Below are 19,311 nucleotides of genomic sequence, written 5' to 3' on the forward strand. Positions count from 1 at the left end.
CATAGTTGAAGTGATCATGAAAAAAGCGATCGGGCCCGATCAGGGCCCGATCGCCTTCCACTCGGATTGCGGGGAATTCGGAAGATCGCCTGCGATCCCTACCCCGCCCGTGCTCAACGCTCGGCGTTCAACGCCAAGCGCTCAGTGCTCAGCGCCAAGCGCTCAGCGTTCAACGCCAAGCGCTCAGTCCTCAGCGCTTGGCGCGCAGCCGCGCGGCCTCGTACAGCACGATGCCCGCCGCGACACCGGCGTTCAGCGACTCGGTCAGGCCGGACATCGGGATCCGGACCCGCATGTCGCAGGTCTCCGAGACCAGCCGGGACAGGCCCTTGCCCTCGCTGCCGGCGACGATCACCACCGGACCGGTCAGCAGCTCCAGGTCGCCGATCTCGGCCTCGCCGTCGGCGGCCAGGCCGACCACCATCAGGCCTGCCTTCTGGTAGGCCTCCAGGGCGCGGGTCATGTTGGTGGCCCGGGCGACGGGCAGCCGGGCCGCGGCGCCGGAGGAGGTCTTCCAGGCACCGGCGGTCATGCCGGCCGCGCGGCGCTCGGGGATGACCACGCCGTGCGCGCCGAAGGCGGCGGCGGAGCGGACCACGGCGCCCAGGTTGCGCGAGTCGGTCACGCCGTCCAGCGCGATGATCAGCGCGTCCTGGCCGGCGTCGGCGGCGTCCGCCAGGAGGTCCTCGGGGTGCGCGTACTCGTACGGCGGCACCTGGAGCACCAGGCCCTGGTGGTTCATCCCGCCGGTCATCTGGTCCAGCTGGGCCCGCGGGGCCTCCATCAGCGGGATGCCGCGGTCGTTGGCGGCCTGGAAGGCGTCGCGGACCCGGTCGTCGGTGTCGATGAACTGCTGGACGTACAGCGCGTTGGCCGGCACGTCGCCCTGCAGGGCCTCGACCACCGAGTTGCGGCCGAAGACCAGCTCGGCGCTGCCCGCGCCGCCGCGGCCACCGCGGCCGCCGGCACCGGCCCGGCGCATGCCGGCCCGGGCCTTGGCGTCCCGCTCGCGCTTGAGCGCGGCGTTGGCGGCGCGCTGCTTGGGGTGGCCCTTGCGCTCCGCGCCGGGCGGGGTCGGGCCCTTGCCCTGGAGGGCCTTCCGGCTGTGCCCGCCGGTACCGACAGACGCGCCCTTCTTCGATCCGGGGTTGCGGCGGTTCCTGCGCTGGCTGTTGCCGGCCATGGCTGTACTTCCTGTCTGTCCGGCATGCCCCGGCCGCCCCGGTGTTGCCCGGTGGCGGCCGACGACATGCGTACGTCATGCGGGAGGGCCGCACCGGTCCGGTACGGCCCACCCATCACCCCGATCGTCGGATGGGGTTACTGGCTGTTGATCGTCCAGCGCGGGCCGGACGGGGTGTCCTCGATCGCCAGCCCGGCCAGGCCGAGCTGGTCGCGGATGGCATCCGCGGTGGCGAAGTCCTTGCGCTCGCGCGCCGCCTGCCGCTGGTCCAGGACCAGGCGGACCAGCGAGTCGACCACGCCGTGGAGGTCCTCGCCGCGCTCCGTTCCGGCCCAGTGCGGGTCGAGCGGGTCGAGGCCCAGTACACCGAGCATCGCACGGACCTCGGCCAGTCGCGCCACCACGCTCTCCTTGTCGTCCGCGTTCAGGGCGCTGTTGCCCTGGCGGACGGCGGTGTGCACGACGGCCAGCGCCTGCGGAACGCCGAAGTCGTCGTCCATCGCCTCGGCGAAGGCCGGCGGCACCTCGGGCGCCGCGTCGACCGTGCCGCAGCGCTCGACGGCGCGCTGGACGAAGCCCTCGATCCGGCCGAAGCCGGCCTCGGCCTCGCGCAGCGACTCCTCGCTGTACTCGATCATCGAGCGGTAGTGCGGGGCGGCCAGGTAGTAGCGGAGCACGATCGGCCGCCACGTCCGGACCATCTCGGAGACCAGCACCGAGTTGCCCAGCGACTTGCTCATCTTCTCGCCGGCCATGGTGACCCAGGCGTTGTGCACCCAGAAGTTGGCGAAGTCGTCGCCGTAGGCCTTGGACTGGGCGATCTCGTTCTCGTGGTGCGGGAAGATCAGGTCGAGCCCGCCGCCGTGGACGTCGAAGGCGGGGCCCAGGTACTTGTGGGCCATCGCCGAGCACTCCAGGTGCCAGCCCGGACGGCCGCGGCCCCACGGGGTCTCCCAGCTGGGCTCGCCGGGCTTGGTGGCCTTCCACATCGCGAAGTCGCGCTGGTCGCGCTTGCCGGTCTCGCCCTCGCCCTCGGGCTGGCGCAGGTCGTCCAGCTTCTGGTTGGAGAGCGCCAGGTAGTCGGGGTACGACCGCACGTCGAAGTAGACGTTGCCGTCGACCGCGTAGGCGTGGCCCTTCTCGATGAGCCCGCGCATCATCTCGATCATCTCGGGGATGTGCCCGGTGGCCCGCGGCTCGACGGTCGGCGGCAGGCAGCCCAGCGCGTCGTAACCGTCGTTGAAGGCGCGCTCGTTCTCGTAGCCGATCTGCCACCACGGCGTGCCGAGCTCGCGCTCCTTGGCGATGATCTTGTCGTCGATGTCGGTGACGTTCCGGGCGAAGGTCACCTGGTAGCCGCGGTAGGCGAACCACCGCTGCATGATGTCGAAGTTGAGCCCGGACCGGATGTGCCCGATGTGTGGCGCCGACTGGACGGTAGCGCCGCACAGGTAGATCGAGACACAACCCGGTACAAGCGGGACGAAGTCGCGTACCTGGCGGGTGCTGGTGTCGTACAGACGAATGCTCACAGCGTCAAGCGTAGTGGGCGACGGGGGGTGCCCCGCCACATTCCCCGGGACAACGGGGGTGCGGTCCCGGGGAAACGCCGGACGGCGGGCGGGTGGATCAGATGTTGCCGACCACCTTGCGCGGGGAGATCCGGACGACCACCCGGACGTCCTCCGGGCCGTCGAAGCCGTAGTCCTTGCCCATGTACTTGTGGGACAGCTCGTCGATCAGCTCCCGCCCGCCCTCGGTGGTCATCGTCGCCTCGCCGCGCGCCTCGAAGTACTCGTACGGGTTGTCCGTCGAGTTGATGAGGAGCGACACCCGCGGGTCCCGGACCAGGTTGAGGTGCTTGCGGCGGCCCTGGACGGTGGAGAAGAGGATGTCGTCGCCGTCCCGCGTGACCCAGACCACCGAAGCCTGCGGGCTCCCGTCGGGCTGGACCGTGGAGACCACGGCGAAGCTCTTGCTGTCGAGCAGTTCCTTGACCTTGTCGGCGAGTTCGACACCCATCGGAAACCTCTTCTCGTCGCGGGGCGCGGCCCGAGCGGAAGCCCCGCACGGGCCCGAGCCGAACACTAGCGACTCGGGCCCCGAGGACAACGGGTGAACACCCGTCAGGGGCGATTTCTTCCCGCCCGTTCACCCTCTTCTTCCCAACCCCGGCACGACCGGCTCGGCGCCGCTCGCACGCCCCCCCGGCACGACCGGCTCAGCGCCGCTCGTACACCAGGGCGGTGGCGATCGCGGCCAGGCCCTCGGCCCGGCCGGTCAGGCCCAGTCCGTCGGTGGTGGTGCCGGAGACGGACACCGGGGCGCCGGCCGCCTCGGACAGCGCGGCCTGCGCCTCGGCCCGCCGCTTGCCGATCTTCGGCCGCACGCCGATCACCTGGACGGCGACGTTGCCGATCTCGAAGCCCGCCTCGCGGACCAGCCGGGCCGCCTCGCCGAGCAGCTTCACCCCGGACGCGCCGGCCCACTCCGGGCGGTCGGTGCCGAAGTGGGCGCCGAGGTCGCCGATCCCGGCGGCCGAGAACAGCGCGTCGCAGGCGGCGTGCGCGGCGACGTCCGCGTCCGAGTGGCCGGAGAGCCCGACCCCGGCGTCCGGCCACTCCAGCCCGGCCACCCACAGCGGGCGGCCGGCCTCGAAGGCGTGCACGTCGGTGCCGATCCCGACGCGCGGAATCAGCGGGATCACGGGGGTCTGCGGGATCACAGGGGTCTGCGGGTCAGTAGGCATCGGCGGCCCTCCGGCGGGCGAGTACGGCCTCGGCGAGCACGAGGTCCAGTGGACGGGTGACCTTGAACGCCTCCTCGTGGCCAGGCACCACGACGACCCGGCCGCCGTAGCGCTCGACCAGGCCGGCGTCGTCGGTGACCGGCGGCGCGTCGGCGGTGCCGTCGCTCTCCTCGGCCAGCGCCTTGGCGTGCACCTCGACCAGGGTGGCGCGGTCGAAGCCCTGCGGGGTCTGCACCGCGCGCAGGGTGGCGCGCTCGGGCGTGTCGAGCACCGGCTCGGGGCCGCCCGGGTTCGGCTCGACCCGCTTCACCGTGTCGGCCAGCGGCACCGCCGGCACCACGGCCCGCGCCCCGGCCCGGACGGCGGCCGCGACGGCGTCCACCACCTCGACCGGGACCAGCGGGCGGGCCGCGTCGTGCACCAGCACGATCCCGACCTCGTCCGGGATCGCGGCCAGGCCCAGCCGGACGGACTCCTGGCGGGTCGCCCCGCCGGCCACCACCCGGATGTCCTTGTCGTCCAGCCCGTTGCTGTCCAGCAGGGCGACCACCTCGGCCACCCCGTCGGCGGGCGCGGCGACCACGACCAGGCCGACCGCCCGGCTGCGGGCCAGGGCCCGGACGGCGTGCACCAGGAGCGGCACGCCCCCCAGTTCCCGCAGGGCCTTCGGGGCTCCCGGCCCCAGCCGCTCACCGCGTCCGGCGGCGGGCACCACTGCTGCTGCGACTGCTCCTGACGCGTTCAGGTTTCACTCCTTCGGCGAAGTGGGTATGGCCATGGCGTGCCCGGCGGGCGCACCGGGCCCCTTCCGAAGAACCATGGTCCACCGCCCGCCGCACAGCTCCGCAAGCCCCGCTCGACAACGGGGGCAGAAACGGTCTTGCAGGTCTGGGCCGGCTAGGGCGGGTGGCGTGGTCCGGACATGCCTCAGCGCCCGAAGTGCCAATGCACCACTCCCGGACGGTTCGTCCGAGGAGCGGCGCGCCGGCACCGGGCGCTGTGAGCGTTGGGCGGCAGCCCGACCGCACTGCGGTGGCGCGCGCTACGAGGCGAGGACCTCGTCGAGCAGCGTCTCCGCCTTGTCCTCGTTGGTGTTCTCCGCCAGCGCGAGCTCGCTGACGAGGATCTGGCGCGCCTTCGCGAGCATCCGCTTCTCGCCGGCCGAGAGGCCGCGCTCGCGCTCGCGGCGCCAGAGGTCGCGAACGACCTCGGCGACCTTGATGACATCACCCGAGGCGAGCTTCTCCAGGTTCGCCTTGTAGCGACGGGACCAGTTGGTCGGCTCTTCCGTGTACGGCGCCCGCAGCACCTCGAAGACCCGGTCCAGACCCTCCTGGCCGACTACATCGCGCACACCGACGAACTCCGCGTTCTCGGCGGGCACGCGGAGCGTCAGGTCTCCCTGCTGCACCTTGAGCACCAGGTAGGTCTTGTCCACACCTTTGATCTGGCGAGTTTCGATGGCCTCGATCAGCGCGGCCCCGTGATGGGGGTAGACCACCGTGTCGCCAACCTTGAACGTCATGTGACAGGACCCCTTCCGTGGCTTTCCAGAATAACACGCTTCTCGGCACACCCGAAGGGCGTTTTCGCAGGTCAGGGCCGGTCTCGGGGCTTGACAAGGACCCCCATGACGTGCTGCGACCGGTGTTCGAGAACGGCTTCCCGCAGGTCGGAGGCGGTTCCGGGGTTCGTCGAAACCCTTGCGCAACACCCCCGCAACCATGATTGGATCTTGAGCTTTCACCCCTTTTCGGGTCGCGGCCGAATCGTTATTCGATCTTGGTCGAAGCTTGTCCATCGAGTGACCTGGACATGTCGGATTTGCCGCCGGACGGCCCCCCGACGGCCCCCGGGAGTGCGACACGGGGACCACCCCGTGAGGAGCGCATAAGTGAGGTCGATAATCTGAGACCTGACCTACCGACACGTGACCTAGGGAGAAGCCGCCGCCGTGAGCCGCAGCCTTCGACGCGGCAGCATCGCCGCCATCGCCGCCATCGCCATCGCCTCGCTGTCCTCCTGCGCCGCCGGCAACACGCCGGACACCCTGCAGATCAAGCCCGACAACGCGGCGGCGACCCTCGGGGCGAACCTCCGGCTGAACAACATCGTGGTCGTCACCCCGGTGAACACCGCCGGCGACTACACCGGTGCCGCCAACGTGGTCGTGAACATCGCGAACACCGCGGACACCCCGGCCGAGCTCCAGTCCGTCACCGTCGGCGGTGCCGCTGCCACCTTCGCGGACGCCGCCGGCGCTCCGCAGTCCGGCATCGTCATCCCGGCCGGTGGCGCGGTGGCGATCGGCGGCCAGGGCAACCCGTCCGCCCACGTCGCCTCCGCGACCGTCCAGGTCGGCGGCTACGCCTCGACCGTCTTCACCTTCAAGGACGGCCAGAAGGTCTCGGCCGAGGCCTCCGTGAGCCCGGACTCGGGCGAGCACGGCAACGGCCTCTACCCCGGCTACGGGCCGACCCCGTCGCCGACCGCCACCCCGGCCAAGACCGCCACCCCCGGCGCCACGGCCCCCGGCGCCACCGCCACCCCGGGTGCGCCGACCACCGGTGCCACCGTCCCGGTCGGCACCACCGCCCCGGCCGTCCCGGCCGCGCACTGACGAACCCACCCCGCTCCGGCGGGCCCGGGCGGGCCCGCCGGAGCGACGCGAAGGCCCCCTCCGGCTGCCGGAGGGGGCCTTCCGCGTGGTCGGGACGGTTTACGGCTCGAACTTGTAGCCCAGGCCGCGGACGGTGACCAGGTAGCGCGGCGCGCCCGGGTCCGGCTCGATCTTGGCCCGCAGGCGCTTCACGTGGACGTCCAGGGTCTTGGTGTCGCCGACGTAGTCCGCGCCCCACACCCGGTCGATCAGCTGCATCCGGGTGAGCACCCGGCCCGCGTTGCGCAGCAGCATCTCCAGCAGGTCGAACTCCTTGAGCGGCAGGTCGACCTTGGCGCCGTCCACGGTCACCACGTGGCGGTCCACGTCCATCCGGACCGGGCCCGCCTCCAGGGCGCCCGGGCCGCCGCCGTTGTCGCCCGCACCGCCGTCCTCGCCGCGGCGGCGCAGCACCGCGCGGATCCGCGCGACCAGCTCGCGGGTGGAGTACGGCTTGGTGACGTAGTCGTCAGCGCCTATCTCCAGACCGACGACCTTGTCGATCTCGCTGTCCTTGGCGGTCACCATGATCACCGGGACGTTGGAGCGCACCCGGAGCTGGCGGCAGACCTCGGTGCCGGGCAGGCCCGGCAGCATCAGGTCGAGCAGGACGAGGTCGGCGCCGTTGCGTTCGAACTGCTCCAGGGCGTCGGGGCCGGTGGCGGCGACGGCCACCTCGAAGCCCTCCTTGCGGAGCATGTACGAGAGGGCGTCGCTGAACGACTCCTCGTCCTCGACCACCAGTACTCGGGTCACGATCAGGCCTCCGGGGCAAGCTGAGGGGTTGTGTCTGACAGGTGTGGTTCCCGCTCCCCGGCGGGGAGCGAACGGTCCGTACGAGCCGTACGGGCCGTGGTGAGGGTTCTGGGGGCGGCGGCGGGGCCGGCGGGGCCGTCGTCCGGCGCGCGGTCCGGTGCGCGGTCCGGCGCGCGGTCCGGCGCGTCGCCGGGCGCGTCGGGCGCGTCGGGCTCGCCTGGCTCGTCGAACGCGTCGGGCTCGTCGTCGAACTCGTCGAACTCGTCGTCGGGCTGGTCCTCCGTGGGTGCCTGCCCGGCGGGCAGGCGGACGGTGAAGGTCGAACCCTGGCCCTCGACGCTCCACACCGAGACGGTGCCGCCGTGCGAGGCCGCGACGTGCTTGACGATGGACAGGCCCAGGCCGGTGCCGCCGGTCGCCCGGGAGCGGGCGGGGTCGACGCGGTAGAACCGCTCGAAGACCCGCTCGCGGTCCTTCTCGGAGATGCCGATGCCCTGGTCGGTGACCGAGATCTCGATGAGCTCGCCGTCCGCCTCCCCGAGCGCCGCGGCGCTGGAGATCCGGCGGGTGGCGATGGCCACCCGGGTGCGGGGCGGGCTGTAGTTGACGGCGTTCTCGACCAGGTTGCCGAGCGCGGCGGCGAGCTGGCCGCGGTTGCCGTGCAGGTAGAGGCCGGCGATGCCGCCCGCCGCGATCAGGATCTGCTTGGCGGCGGCCTGCTGGCGGCAGCGGTCGATCGCCTCGGCGATCAGCTCGTCCACCGCGACCGGCTCCGGGTCGACCATCAGCCGGTCGTCCTGGACCCGGGAGAGGTCGATGATCTCCTGCACCAGGCTGGCCAGTCGGGCCGCCTCCACCTGCATCCGGCCGGCGAAGCGCTGCACCGCCTCCGGGTCGTCGGACGCGTCCACGACCGCCTCGGAGAGCAGCGACAGGGCGCCGACCGGGGTCTTGAGCTCATGGCTGACGTTGGCCACGAAGTCCCGGCGGACGGCCTCCACCCGGCGCCGCTCGGTCTGGTCCTCGACCAGCACCAGCACCAGCCGGGAGCCCAGCGGGGCCACCCGGACGGAGACCGCGAGCGGCTCCGCCGCGCGGGCCGCGCCCGGCCGGGGCACCTCCAGCTCGACCTGGCGGATCTCGCCGTCCCGGCGGGTGGAGCGGGCCAGCGCGAGCATCTGGTCCACGGCGACGGCGCCACCGCGCACCAGGCCCATCGCGTACGCCGCCGAGCTGGCCTTGACCACCTCGTCGCCCTCGCCCAGCACGATCGCGCAGGAGCGGAGCACGGAGAGCACGGTGTCGACCCCGGGCGGCAGCGGCGGCTCGGGGTTGCCGGTGCCCAGTGACTGGTACCGGCCGGGGTTCCTGCCGCCGGTTGCGCTGTACCTGCCCTTGGCCTGCTCGCGCTCGCTCCAGCGGAAAGCGATGGAGGCGGTGAGGCCGACGCCGAGCCCGGCTATGGCGCAGGCAGCGGCGGCGGCCACGTTCACGTCCATGTGGCCAGCGTAAGCGTACGGCCAGGGCAGTCCCCAGGCACTGGGTCAAGGCATCGACCACGCGTTGCCGAGAATTCACCTTCAGGTGGCCGCCGATTCACCGTAGCGGCCGTGCACCGTCGCCCTGGCGGCGGAAAGTTGGCCGGGCAGCCCGTGTGGGAGAGATCGGTGTGCCGAACAGCGGCCACCGGCTCGGGTGTGCGCGTACGATGCGCGCCACCAGCAGCGGTCACCCGAACGCCGGAACGAAGGAACGACGGTCGTACGGACTGACCGGTCGGCACCGCCACCGACACAGCTTCTGAGGAGAGAACATGCGCGACGCGTACCACGAGGAACTCGATGCGATCGGCGACAGCCTGGTCGAGATGGCCCGGCTGGTCGGATCGGCGATGGGCCGGGCCACCACCGCCCTCCTCGACGCGGACCTGTCGCTGGCGGAGAGCGTGATCGCCGCCGACGAGAAGGTCAACGAACTCCACCACGAGCTGGAGAACCGGGCCATCGACCTCCTCGCCCGCCAGCAGCCGGTCGCCACCGACCTGCGCATCGTCGTCACCTCGCTGCGGATGAGCGCCGACCTGGAGCGCTGCGGCGACCTCGCCCGGCACGTCGCCAAGGTCGCGCGGATGCGCTACCCCGACACCGCCGTGCCGAGCGACCTGCACTCCACCGTCCTGGAGATGGGCCAGCTCGCCCAGCGCCTGGTGGCCAAGGCCGGCCTGGTCATCGCGACCAAGGACGTCGACAAGGCCCTGGAGATGGAGCAGGACGACGACGCGATCGACAGCCTGCACCGCGAGCTGCTGTCGCACCTGATCGACGAGCGCTGGCACCACGGCATCGAGACCGCCGTCGACATCACCCTGGTCGGCCGCTACTACGAGCGCTTCGCGGACCACGCGGTGTCGGTCGCCAAGCGCGTGGTGTACCTGGTGACGGGCGAGCACGTGGCCGAGTTCGTGGCCGCCACCGAGGCCGCCGAGGCCGCGCCGATCGACTGACCGCCGCTCCCGGCACCATCGGTCCCGGAACCGCCGGTCGGGGCACCGCCGGTCGGGGCACCGCCGGTCGGGGCGCCGCCGGTCGGGGCTCACCCCGAGGGGTGAGTAAACCTGTGACGAGGGTGGTGCGGGCGCACGGGCTTCCGTGCGCCCCACCACTGCGCGCCCGTTGACGCCCCCTCCGTTCGGCGGCTTCACTCGACATTGGGGGCACAGGACTGTGCCCGTCACAAGGAGGGAAGCTCGATGAAGGCCAACCCGACCCGACCGGCTACCGCCCACGACACCGTCGAGCCATCCGCCCCGAAGCTGCTTCCGATCCTCGCCGCGGGCTGCGGCTGCGGCCCGGGCTGCGGCTGCGGCTGCCAGTCCGGTGCGCCCTGCCAGTGCGGCGGCGCCGACGGCGGCTGCTGCGGCGGCCACTGAGCGCGACGCCGCCCGAGGAGTCCCCTGAGGTGCACGGCCCACCGGCGGCCGTGCACCTCCTTCGTTCTCCCGCCCGCCGCACGGCAGGCGGGCCCGCCGGTCAGAACCGGACGTCGGAGCAGGAGTAGAAGGCGTTCCCGGTGTCGGAGATCGTCCAGACCGCGACGACCACCTGGTGGCCGGTGCGCCCGCTCGGGACGGTCGCGGTGTGGCTGAGCGTGCTCGGCACCTGCTTCCCGCCGTACGGGACGGTCAGGAAGGGCGTCAGGTCCAGGTTGGCGCGGGTGACCGGCCGGCTCGCGTCGTAGCCCGGCTTGGTCATGTAGTACCGGAAGTCGGTGGTCGCGTGCCGGGCGGTGAACGTCCAGGAGAAGGTCAGCTGCTGGCCCGCCGTCACCGGCGTGGTCGGCCAGGCGCCCCCGTGCGGGTCGTCCAGCTCGGCGAAGCGCGCGTTGCCGCCGGCACAGATGGTGCCGTCCGAGGGGCCGAGGGCCGGGAAGCCCTTGGTGCCCTCGACGCTCTGCGGCTCCCACTGGATGTCGCCGCAGTCCCACGGGACGCCGTCCACGTGGGTGTCGCAGAGCGCGGCGCGGCTGGGCGGGGTCGAGATCCAGCCGTGGGACGAGGCCGGGAAGGCGAGGGTCAGCGGGATCGCCAGCGCGGCGGCGGCCGCCCCGACGATGTGGCGTGTGCGCATGGTGCTCCTCCGTGGGGGTGGATGGAGTGTGCGCCGGGGCGCAGACGCGCGCGTGGGGGTGCGGCGGCCCGGAGGGGAGATCCCGGCATGCCTGCGCCAGTCCGGTGCGCTCACCGTAGGAGCCGCCGACTGAGCCCGTCAATGGTCTGAACCACTTTCCCGCCTACTGCCCAACTCCCGCGCCGGGCAAGCAGGTTGGCCCAGAGCCGACCGAAAACGAACGAAGCCCCGCCGCCCGGTTCGACCGGGGGCGGGGCCGTTCCGGCAAGCGGCTTACTTCTTGCCCTGGTTCTTGACGGCCTCGATGGCGGCCGCGGCGGCCTCCGGGTCGAGGTAGCGGCCGCCCGGGGTGACGGGCTTGAAGTCGGCGTCCAGCTCGTACACCAGCGGGATGCCGGTCGGGATGTTCAGGCCGGCGATGGCCTCGTCGGAGACGCCGTCGAGGTGCTTGACCAGCGCGCGCAGGCTGTTGCCGTGGGCGGTGACCAGGACGGTCCGGCCGGCGGCGAGGTCCGGGACGATGGCGTCGTACCAGTACGGGAGCATCCGCTCGACGACGTCCTTCAGGCACTCGGTGCGCGGACGCAGCTCGCTCGGGATCTCGGCGTAACGGGCGTCACCGGCCTGCGAGTACTCGGAGTCGTCGGCCAGCACCGGCGGCGGGGTGTCGTACGAGCGGCGCCACAGCTGGAACTGCTCCTCGCCGAACTCGGCCAGGGTCTGGGCCTTGTCCTTGCCCTGGAGCGCACCGTAGTGGCGCTCGTTCAGCCGCCAGCTGCGGCTGACCGGGATCCAGTGCCGGTCGGCCTTGTCCAGGGCGATCTGCGAGGTGCGGATGGCGCGGCGCAGCAGCGAGGTGTGCAGCACGTCGGGGAGCAGGCCCTCGGCGGCCAGGAGCTCGCCACCGCGGGCGGCCTCCTTCTCGCCCTTCTCGTTGAGGTCGACATCGACCCAACCGGTGAACAGGTTCTTCTGGTTCCACTGGCTCTCGCCGTGGCGGAGCAGGATGAGTCGGTACGTCGTGTCAGCCATGGCCCCCAGCTTAGTGGGGGCGGAAAAACCCCTGGTGGGGACCTTCCGCCGGTGTGTAATCTGTGCCCCGCGCATCTGACACTTACATGCGTCGGCTGACCGGGCCTGCCTCACCGCTCAGCGGACGCCAGCCCCCGGGAGCCCCCACATGCCCCTCGCCCTGGTCGCCCATCCCCGGATCCGAAGAGTGGTGCAGGAGACGGTGGGCGGACTGCCGCGGCAGTTCTGGTGGCTCTGGGTGAGCACGCTGGTGAACAAGCTCGGCGCCTTCGTCGTGACGTTCCTGGCGTTCTACCTGACCGCCGAACGCGGCTACCCGCCCTTCTACGCGGGCCTGGTGGCCTCGCTGTTCGGCCTCGGGTCGGCCGTCGCGGCGATCCTCGCCGGCGTACTGGCCGACCGGATCGGACGCCGCCCCACACTGCTCGGCGCCCAGCTGGGCACCGCGCTGTTCACCTCCGTGCTCGGCTTCGCGGACGGCCAGGTGGCGATCGCCGCGGTGGCCTTCATGGTCGGCCTGTGCAACAACGCCACCCGGCCGCCCACCTCGGCGATCATCGCCGACCTGGTGCCGCCCGAGGACCGGGTCCGCGCGTACTCGCTGAACTACTGGGCGATCAACATCGGCTTCGGCCTCTCGGCCGCCGTCGCCGGACTGATCGCCTCCCACGGCTACCTCACGCTCTTCCTGCTGGACGCGCTCACCACCGTGGTCTGCGCGGTGGTGATCTTCCTCCGGATCCCGGAGACCAAGCCGCAGGCCGCGCCCGGCCCCGCGGGCGGCTCCGCCGAACCGCCGGTCAGCCTGCTCTCGGTGTTCCGGGACGCCCCGTTCATGGCGCTGGTCGGGCTGACCCTGATGCTCGCACTGGTCTTCCAGCAGGGCAGCACCACGCTGGCCGTCGACATGGGCGCCGCCGGCATCGCACCCAGCGAGTACGGCCTGGTCATCGGCCTGAACGGGCTGCTCATCGTGGTCCTGCAGATCCCGCTCACCCGCTGGATGGAGGGCCGCTCGCGGACCGGGCTGCTGATCGCCAGCTGCCTGCTCACCGGCTGGGGCTTCGGGCTGGCCGCGCTGGCCGGATCCTCGGCCTGGCTGTTCGCGCTCTCGGTGGCGGTCTGGACCGTCGGCGAGATCCTCCACACGCCGGTGATGATGGGCATGGTCGCCGAGCTGGCCCCGACCCACGGGCGCGGCCGCTACCAGGGCGTGCACAGCCTCTCCTGGTCGCTCGCCTCGTTCCTCGGCCCGGCGGGCGGCGGGCTGCTGCTCCAGTACGCCGGGCCGGCGGCGCTCTGGACGGCCTGCGGGGTGGTCGGGACGGTCACCGCGCTCGGGTACGTGGTGCTGGCCCGCCGGACCGGCGCGGCGGGGCGTCGCCCGCCCGTGATCACGGAGGTCCCGGCGCCCGCCCCGGCGGCCCCGGCGGCCGTGGTGGAGCCGGCCGGGAAGGCTCCGACGGGCGCCTGACCGGAAGGGCCGGGCCGGAAAGCCCGGAAGGGGTCAGTCCGCGTCCGGGGCGGCCGCCGGCCGCTCCTTCGGGGCGGCCAGGTGGGCGAAGGCGGCCAGGTTGCGGGTGGACTCCCCGCGCTTGGTCCGCCACTCCCACTCCCGGCGGATCGCCGTGGCGAAGCCCAGCTCCAGCAGGGTGTTGAACGGCTCGTCCGCGTTCTCCAGCACCGTCCCGAGCAGCCGGTCCACGACCTCCGGGGTGAGCGCCTCCAGCGGCAGCCGGCCGGCCAGGTAGACGTCGCCGAGCACGTCGATCGCGTAGCCGACGCCGTACAGCCGGGTGTTGCGCTCCAGCAGCCAGCGGTAGACGGCCTCGTGGTTCTCGTCCGGACGGCGGATCACGAAGGCGTTCACCGAGAGGGTGTGGTCGCCGACCCGCAGGGCGCAGGTGGTGCTCAGCTTCCGGGTGCCCGGGAGGGCCGCCACCAGCGTGTACGGGTCGGTGGCGGCCGGCTCCCAGGCCACCCCGGCGTCGTCCAGGGCGGTGCGCAGGAGGGTCAGGGCCTCGTCCTTGGTGCGGATTGCCATGGAGGTGACGTTACTCGCCGGTACCGGGGCGGCGCAGCCCCAGGCCGCCGGCACCACGGCCGCCGTGGCACCACGGCCGGTCGGCGCTCAGGCCGGCCGGCGCTCAGGCCAGCCGGCGACGGGCCGCCGCCAGCCGCCCGGCCGGGCGGGCCATGCTGCCGGCGTACACCTCGGCGGTGGTCGCCGCGGCGGTGTCCCAGCCGAAGCCGGCCGCGTGCCGGGCCGCCGCCTCGCCGCGCCGGGCCACCAGGGCCCGGTCGGTCACGTACGGCTCCAGCGCGTACGACCAGTCCACCGGGTCGTGCCCCTGCACCAGGGTGCCGGTCTCGCCGTCCCGCACCGCCACCGGCAGGCCGCCGACCGCGGCCGCCACCACCGGGGTGCCGCAGGCCTGCGCCTCCAGCGCGACCAGCCCGAAGGACTCGCTGTACGAGGGCATCACCAGCGCCGTCGCCGCCCGGTACCAGTCCGCCAGCTGCGGCTGGCCGACCGGCGGGTGGAACCGCACCACGTCGCCGATGCCCAGCTGGGCGGCCAGCTTGTGCAGGCTCTCCGGCCGGGCCAGTCCGGTGCCGGACGGGCCGCCGACCACCGGCACCACCAGGCGCTCGCGCAGCTCCGGGCGGCGGCCCAGCAGCGCCGCGACCGCCCGAAGCAGCACGTCCGGGGCCTTCAGCGGCTGGATCCGGCCGGCGAACAGCAGCACCGCGGCGTCCTGCGGCAGGCCCAGCCGGGCCCGGGCGGCGGCGGGCGTCCGCGGCCCGCCGGGCCGGAAGACGTCCAGGTTGACCCCGGGGTGGACGACGGCCAGCTGGTCCGGCCGGGCGGAGTAGTGCAGCGCCAGCTCGGCGGCCTCCTCGGTGGTGTTGGCGATCAGCCGGTCGGCCGCCTCCACCACCTGGGTCTCACCGATCACCCGGGCCGCGGGCTCGGGCGTGTCGCCCTCGGCCAGCGCGGCGTTCTTGACCTTCGCCATGGTGTGCATGGTGTGCACCAGCGGCACCCCCCAGCGCTGTGCGGCCAGCCAGCCGACCTGCCCGGAGAGCCAGTAGTGCGAGTGCACCAGGTCGTAGTGGCCGGGGCGGTGGCCCGCCTCGGTCCGCAGCACCCCGTGGGTGAAGGCGCACAGCTGGGCCGGCAGGTCCTCCTTGACCAGGCCCTCGTACGGCCCGGCGGTGACGTGGCGGACCAGCACGCCCGGGGCCAGCTCGACCGTCGGCGCGTCGTCCGAGCAGATCGACCGGGTGAACACCTCGACCTCGATGTTGAGCGCGGCCAGGCGCTTGGCCAGCTCGACGATGTAGACGTTCATCCCGCCGGCGTCCCCGGTGCCGGGCTGGTGCAGCGGCGAGGTGTGGACACTCAGCATGGCGATCCGGCGCGGGCGGCGACGGCCGGGAACGAGCGACTGGAGCCGGCCGCGCGCGGGGACGGCGGGCTGGGCACGGCGTACCGAACGGACGGGGTGCTGGATCACCTGGCTGAAGCCTCCTCTGTGCTGCCCGTCAAGGCGGTCCGTACCCGGGCCGCCCGTTGTCCGGTGTGCGCTGCCCCGTCCCGGGCACACATCACCACCAGTGTGCCAACCACAGGGACCGCGTTCGGCATTCCCGTCCCCTCCCACCGGCCGGTGCGGCCGCCATCGCCCCAGGTCAGCGCGGTGCCGCCGGCGGCCCGACTACCCTTCTGGGCATGGCTGCCTCCTTCGACCCCGTTCCCGCCGCGCCCGCCCGCGGACGGACCGGACGCCCGGTGGGGACGGTCACCCGGGGCACCACCAACACCAACCGGCTGCGCCGGATGGACCGCTGGATCGCCCACACCCTCGGCCGCGCGCTGCGCGCCGCCGGACGCCCGCCGGTCGCGGTGGACCTCGGCTACGGCGCGGCACCGTGGACCGCCGTCGAACTGGCCGGGCGGCTGCGCACGGTGCGGCCGGACATCCGGGTGGTCGGGATCGAGATCGAGCCGGAGCGGGTCACGGCCGCGCTGCCGTACGCCGAGCCGCCGCTGCTCACCTTCCGGCGCGGGGGCTTCGAGGTGCCGCTGGACGGCGGCGCGCCGGCCCAGCTGATCCGGGCCGCCAACGTGCTGCGGCAGTACGACGAGGCGGCGGTCGCCGGGGTGTGGGAGCGGCTGTGCGCGCGGCTCGCCCCGGACGGGCTGCTGGTCGAGGGCACCTGCGACGAGATCGGGCGGCGGCACGTCTGGGTCGCGCTCGGCCCGGAGGGGCCCCGGACGGTGACCTTCGCGGCCCGGCTGGGCGGCCTCGGGCAGCCCTCCGACCTGGCCGAGCGGCTGCCGAAGGCGCTGATCCACCACAACGTGCCCGGGCGGCCGGTGCACGCCTTCCTGACCGACTTCGACCGGGCCTGGGCGGCGGCCGCGCCGTACGGGGCGTTCGGGGCGCGCCAGCGCTGGGTGGCGGCCTGCACGGCGCTGGCGGGCAGCTGGCCGCTGGTGGACGCGCGCGGACGGTGGCGGCAGGGCGAGGTCACGCTGCCCTGGTCGGCGCTCGCGCCGTAGCGACGGGCCGGCGCCGTACTGGCGCGGAGCGGGAGCGGGCACAGGTTCGGGACGGGCACGGGAGCGGGCGCGGGAGCGGGAGCGGGAGCGGGCGCGGGCGCGGGAGCGCGCACGTGCCAGCGAGCGCCGGAGCTGGTGAGCGACCCGACGCATTCACTCGAACGAGTTATCGAATATCTCTGGCGTGTTGACGCCTCAGCAGGCCACCATGGACCCGGCCGAGCGGCGACACCACACGCCGCTCGGCAGGCCCACGCTCCGCCCGTCCGGTCAGGCGTCCCGCTCGGACAGCTCCCGCCGGGCCCGCTCGAACACCTCGTACATCTCCGACCCGAACAGCACGAACCGCACCTCCGCCAGCTCCGCGCCCGCCTCCGCGTCACCGCCGTCCAGCACCTCCGCGACGGTGCCGAGCGCGATCCGGGCCGCGTCCGCCGGCGGCCAGCCGTAGATCCCGGCCGACACGGCCGGGAAGGCCACCGTGCGCGCGCCGAGCGCCGCCGCGGTGCGCAGCGACTCGCGATAGCAGGAGGCCAGCAGCTCCGCCCGCTCCTCGTACTCCTCCGCCCGGTACACCGGCCCGACGGTGTGCACCACCCACCGGGCCGGCAGCCGTCCGGCCGCCGTCGCCACCGCCCGCCCGGTGGGCAGCCCCTTGCCCCAGTGCGAGGCGCGCAGCCGGCGGCACTCCTCCAGGATCTGCGGCCCGCCCTTGCGGTGGATCGCGCCGTCCACCCCGCCACCACCCAGCAAGGACGAGTTGGCGGCGTTCACCACCGCGTCCACGGGCTGTTCCGTGATGTCACCCTCCACCAGGGTGATCCGCTCCGCCATCGCCCACTCCCTGCCCCGGGCCGCCCGACGGCCGCCGGGACGGGAACCGAGTCGTCGTCCGAGTCCAGTCACCGCACCTCCACCGGCGTGGCAATAACCACAACGGCGCCGGTCGGCCAGAGAAATCCCCGGAGATCACGTTATGGTCGCGAGAAGTTCCCCGACGCGCGGTGCCAGGCGGGCACTGCGGACGGACGCCGGCCGTTACGCAGTCGGGGAAAGGGAGGAACCACCGATGCCCGCAACGGGAGACGGGCGGGCACCTGGTGCCGCGGACCTGCCGGGCGCCCACGACGGCGCCCCCGTCGGCCATGCCCGCGGCCGCGCCACGACCGGACCGGCCACGGCGGCTCCCCCGATACCGCACCCCCGCTCGCGGGCCGCGCACGCCTCCCACCCGTCCCACATCTCCGACCCGGCCGGCCCCGCGGCCGCGGACGGGCCCGCCGACGGCGCGCCGCTGCGCCTGCTGGTCATCGAGGACGACGCCTCGGACGCCCAGCTGATCAAGGCCGCGGTCGCAGACAGCGGCACCTCGATCGAGATCCACTGGGCCCGCGGCCTGGACCAGGCCACCGAACTGCTCGTCCCACCCGCGCCCTGGGCCCGGCGCGGGCGCTCCCGCACCCCCGAGTTCGGCTGCGTGCTCCTCGACCTCGCCTCGCCCGCCGACCTGCCGCACCCCTCCGACTCCTCGGACGGGCTGGAGGGCCTGCACGAACTGCTCCGCCGGGCCCCGCACACCCCGGTCGTGGTGCTCACCGACGCCGCGGGGGCCGAACTCGGCGCGGCCGCCGTCGCCGCCGGCGCCCAGGACTTCCTGCTCAAGCACGAGACCGACGGCCCGCTGCTCGCCCGCGCCCTGCGCTACGCCGTCGAGCGCAAGCGCGCCGACGAGTCCCAGCGCCGCCTGGTCGAAGCCGAGTTGCGTGGCCAGGAGAACGCCCGGCTCCAGCGCCACCTGCTGCCCACCCCGCTGCTCGACGGTGCCGGGCTCTCCTTCACCCGGCGCTACCGCCCCGGCCGCCGCCGCGCGCTGCTCGGCGGTGACTTCTACGACGCCGTGCGCACCGACGACGGCACCGTCCACGTCGTGATCGGCGACGTCTGCGGCCACGGCCCGGACGAGGCCGCGCTCGGCGTCGCGCTCCGGATAGCGTGGCGCACCCTGGTCTTCGCGGGGCTCACCGGCGAGACCCTGCTCACCACCCTCCAGCACGTGCTGGAGCACGAGCGGCGCAGCGACGAGATCTTCGCGACGCTCTGCATGCTGGTCATCGAGCCCGGCGGCGCCGGCAGCGGCCTCGACTCGCTCGGCACCGGCGAGCGGGCCCGGCTCTACCTCGCCGGGCACCCGGCGCCGCTGCTGCTCGGCCGGGACCACGAGCCGGTCACCCTGCCCTCCGACCTCGCCGGGCCCGCGCTGGGCCTGCTGCCGTGCCACGACGGGCAGGCCGCCTGGCCCGCCCACGAGGTCGAACTGCGGGCCGGCTGGCGGCTGTTGCTCTACACCGACGGGCTGATCGAGGGCCGGGTCGGGGCCGGGTCCCGCCGTCTGGGCCAGGACGGGCTCGCGGACCTGGTCGGCGACCACCAGGCCGCCGGGCTGACCCGGGGGCGGCTGGTCGACAGCGCCATCGCGGAGGTCGAGGAGCTGAACGGCGGGGCGCTGACCGACGACGTCGCGGTGCTGCTGCTGGAGCGCAACCCGGTGCAGCTGGTCCTCGGCTGACTGAACGTCAGCGGCCGGGCGGCCTGACGCGCGACCGGGCAGCTACCGGACATGCGGCCGGACATGCGGCCGGACATGCGGCCGGACATGCGGCCGGACATGCGGCCGGACATGCGGCGGGGGCGGGGGGGGGGGTGCCCCCCCCCGCCGCGGCCCCGGGGGAGACCCCC

19 protein-coding genes are annotated in these 19,311 nt (G+C 73.6%); 6 read left to right on the forward strand and 13 right to left on the reverse strand.

All coding sequences use genetic code 11. The features are described 5' to 3' along the window. Positions 1 to 190: 190 nt before the first annotated feature. From rlmB to ACFWP2_RS22780, 6 genes are all read right to left on the reverse strand, one after another. Positions 191 to 1,183: a 23S rRNA (guanosine(2251)-2'-O)-methyltransferase RlmB gene (gene rlmB, locus ACFWP2_RS22755; RefSeq protein WP_380454188.1), complete on the reverse strand. Its 993-nt coding sequence runs from the start codon at positions 1,181 to 1,183 to the stop codon at positions 191 to 193. A gap of 137 nt (positions 1,184 to 1,320) precedes the next feature. After that, the gene (gene cysS, locus ACFWP2_RS22760; RefSeq protein ID WP_380454190.1) at positions 1,321 to 2,715 is read right to left on the reverse strand and encodes a cysteine--tRNA ligase; all 1,395 of its coding nucleotides are present in this window, start codon (positions 2,713 to 2,715) and stop codon (positions 1,321 to 1,323) included. A gap of 97 nt (positions 2,716 to 2,812) precedes the next feature. Further along, positions 2,813 to 3,205: a PPOX class F420-dependent oxidoreductase gene (locus ACFWP2_RS22765; protein ID WP_360343640.1), complete on the reverse strand. Its 393-nt coding sequence runs from the start codon at positions 3,203 to 3,205 to the stop codon at positions 2,813 to 2,815. A gap of 199 nt (positions 3,206 to 3,404) precedes the next feature. Next, positions 3,405 to 3,932 carry a 2-C-methyl-D-erythritol 2,4-cyclodiphosphate synthase gene (gene ispF / locus ACFWP2_RS22770; RefSeq protein ID WP_380454192.1) on the reverse strand — a complete coding sequence of 176 codons (528 nt, stop codon included), beginning with the start codon at positions 3,930 to 3,932 and terminating at the stop codon, positions 3,405 to 3,407. Further along, on the reverse strand, positions 3,922 to 4,677 hold the full coding sequence (gene ispD, locus ACFWP2_RS22775; RefSeq protein WP_380454376.1) for a 2-C-methyl-D-erythritol 4-phosphate cytidylyltransferase: 756 nt from the start codon (positions 4,675 to 4,677) through the stop codon (positions 3,922 to 3,924). Before ispD ends, ispF begins: the two co-directional genes overlap by 11 nt. Positions 4,678 to 4,974: 297 nt before the next feature. Continuing rightward, entirely contained in the window at positions 4,975 to 5,457 is a 483-nt protein-coding gene (locus ACFWP2_RS22780) for a CarD family transcriptional regulator (protein ID WP_014136563.1), read from the reverse strand. A 429-nt stretch (positions 5,458 to 5,886) separates the two neighbouring features. Between ACFWP2_RS22780 and ACFWP2_RS22785 the strand changes: the two genes are divergently transcribed. Continuing rightward, on the forward strand, positions 5,887 to 6,552 hold the full coding sequence (locus ACFWP2_RS22785) for a DUF461 domain-containing protein (RefSeq protein ID WP_380454194.1): 666 nt from the start codon (positions 5,887 to 5,889) through the stop codon (positions 6,550 to 6,552). A 99-nt stretch (positions 6,553 to 6,651) separates the two neighbouring features. Here the strand turns inward: ACFWP2_RS22785 and ACFWP2_RS22790 are convergent, their stop codons facing one another. Next, positions 6,652 to 7,347, reverse strand: a complete 696-nt coding sequence (locus ACFWP2_RS22790) for a response regulator transcription factor (RefSeq protein WP_031069385.1) — start codon at positions 7,345 to 7,347, stop codon at positions 6,652 to 6,654. A 2-nt stretch (positions 7,348 to 7,349) separates the two neighbouring features. Then, complete coding sequence (locus tag ACFWP2_RS22795; protein WP_380454197.1) at positions 7,350 to 8,846, reverse strand: sensor histidine kinase; 1,497 nt, start codon at positions 8,844 to 8,846, stop codon at positions 7,350 to 7,352. A gap of 314 nt (positions 8,847 to 9,160) precedes the next feature. On the opposite strand from ACFWP2_RS22795, the gene phoU reads away from it, so the two are divergent. Together phoU and ACFWP2_RS22805 are read left to right on the forward strand one after the other, a co-directional pair. Next, positions 9,161 to 9,850 carry a phosphate signaling complex protein PhoU gene (gene phoU / locus ACFWP2_RS22800; RefSeq protein ID WP_380454199.1) on the forward strand — a complete coding sequence of 230 codons (690 nt, stop codon included), beginning with the start codon at positions 9,161 to 9,163 and terminating at the stop codon, positions 9,848 to 9,850. 246 nt (positions 9,851 to 10,096) lie between these two features. Then, on the forward strand, positions 10,097 to 10,276 hold the full coding sequence (locus ACFWP2_RS22805) for a hypothetical protein (RefSeq protein ID WP_380454201.1): 180 nt from the start codon (positions 10,097 to 10,099) through the stop codon (positions 10,274 to 10,276). Between the two features lie 100 nt (positions 10,277 to 10,376). Here ACFWP2_RS22805 and ACFWP2_RS22810 read toward each other — a convergent pair whose 3' ends face one another. Continuing rightward, positions 10,377 to 10,973 carry a lytic polysaccharide monooxygenase gene (locus ACFWP2_RS22810; RefSeq protein WP_380454203.1) on the reverse strand — a complete coding sequence of 199 codons (597 nt, stop codon included), beginning with the start codon at positions 10,971 to 10,973 and terminating at the stop codon, positions 10,377 to 10,379. Positions 10,974 to 11,246: 273 nt separating this feature from the next. Further along, positions 11,247 to 12,005 carry a phosphoglyceromutase gene (locus tag ACFWP2_RS22815; RefSeq protein ID WP_360343661.1) on the reverse strand — a complete coding sequence of 253 codons (759 nt, stop codon included), beginning with the start codon at positions 12,003 to 12,005 and terminating at the stop codon, positions 11,247 to 11,249. Between the two features lie 148 nt (positions 12,006 to 12,153). Between ACFWP2_RS22815 and ACFWP2_RS22820 the strand changes: the two genes are divergently transcribed. Next, a complete protein-coding gene (locus ACFWP2_RS22820) occupies positions 12,154 to 13,479 on the forward strand; it encodes an MDR family MFS transporter (RefSeq protein ID WP_380454206.1) in 1,326 nt (441 codons plus the stop codon). A gap of 33 nt (positions 13,480 to 13,512) precedes the next feature. Here ACFWP2_RS22820 and ACFWP2_RS22825 read toward each other — a convergent pair whose 3' ends face one another. Then, positions 13,513 to 14,049 (reverse strand): YbjN domain-containing protein, encoded by a 537-nt coding sequence (locus ACFWP2_RS22825; protein ID WP_380454208.1) that lies wholly within the window; start codon positions 14,047 to 14,049, stop codon positions 13,513 to 13,515. A gap of 103 nt (positions 14,050 to 14,152) precedes the next feature. Next, a complete protein-coding gene (mshA, locus tag ACFWP2_RS22830) occupies positions 14,153 to 15,523 on the reverse strand; it encodes a D-inositol-3-phosphate glycosyltransferase (protein ID WP_380454378.1) in 1,371 nt (456 codons plus the stop codon). A gap of 218 nt (positions 15,524 to 15,741) precedes the next feature. Between mshA and ACFWP2_RS22835 the strand changes: the two genes are divergently transcribed. Beyond that, entirely contained in the window at positions 15,742 to 16,575 is an 834-nt protein-coding gene (locus ACFWP2_RS22835; protein ID WP_380454210.1) for a class I SAM-dependent methyltransferase, read from the forward strand. Positions 16,576 to 16,845: 270 nt separating this feature from the next. Here the strand turns inward: ACFWP2_RS22835 and ACFWP2_RS22840 are convergent, their stop codons facing one another. After that, entirely contained in the window at positions 16,846 to 17,409 is a 564-nt protein-coding gene (locus tag ACFWP2_RS22840; protein ID WP_380454212.1) for an O-acetyl-ADP-ribose deacetylase, read from the reverse strand. Positions 17,410 to 17,644: 235 nt separating this feature from the next. Between ACFWP2_RS22840 and ACFWP2_RS22845 the strand changes: the two genes are divergently transcribed. Beyond that, positions 17,645 to 19,141: a PP2C family protein-serine/threonine phosphatase gene (locus ACFWP2_RS22845; protein ID WP_380454214.1), complete on the forward strand. Its 1,497-nt coding sequence runs from the start codon at positions 17,645 to 17,647 to the stop codon at positions 19,139 to 19,141. The last annotated feature ends 170 nt before the right edge of the window (positions 19,142 to 19,311 follow it).

Origin of the sequence: Kitasatospora sp. NPDC058444 (assembly GCF_042721415.1) — a bacterium.
GTDB lineage: Bacteria > Actinomycetota > Actinomycetes > Streptomycetales > Streptomycetaceae > Kitasatospora.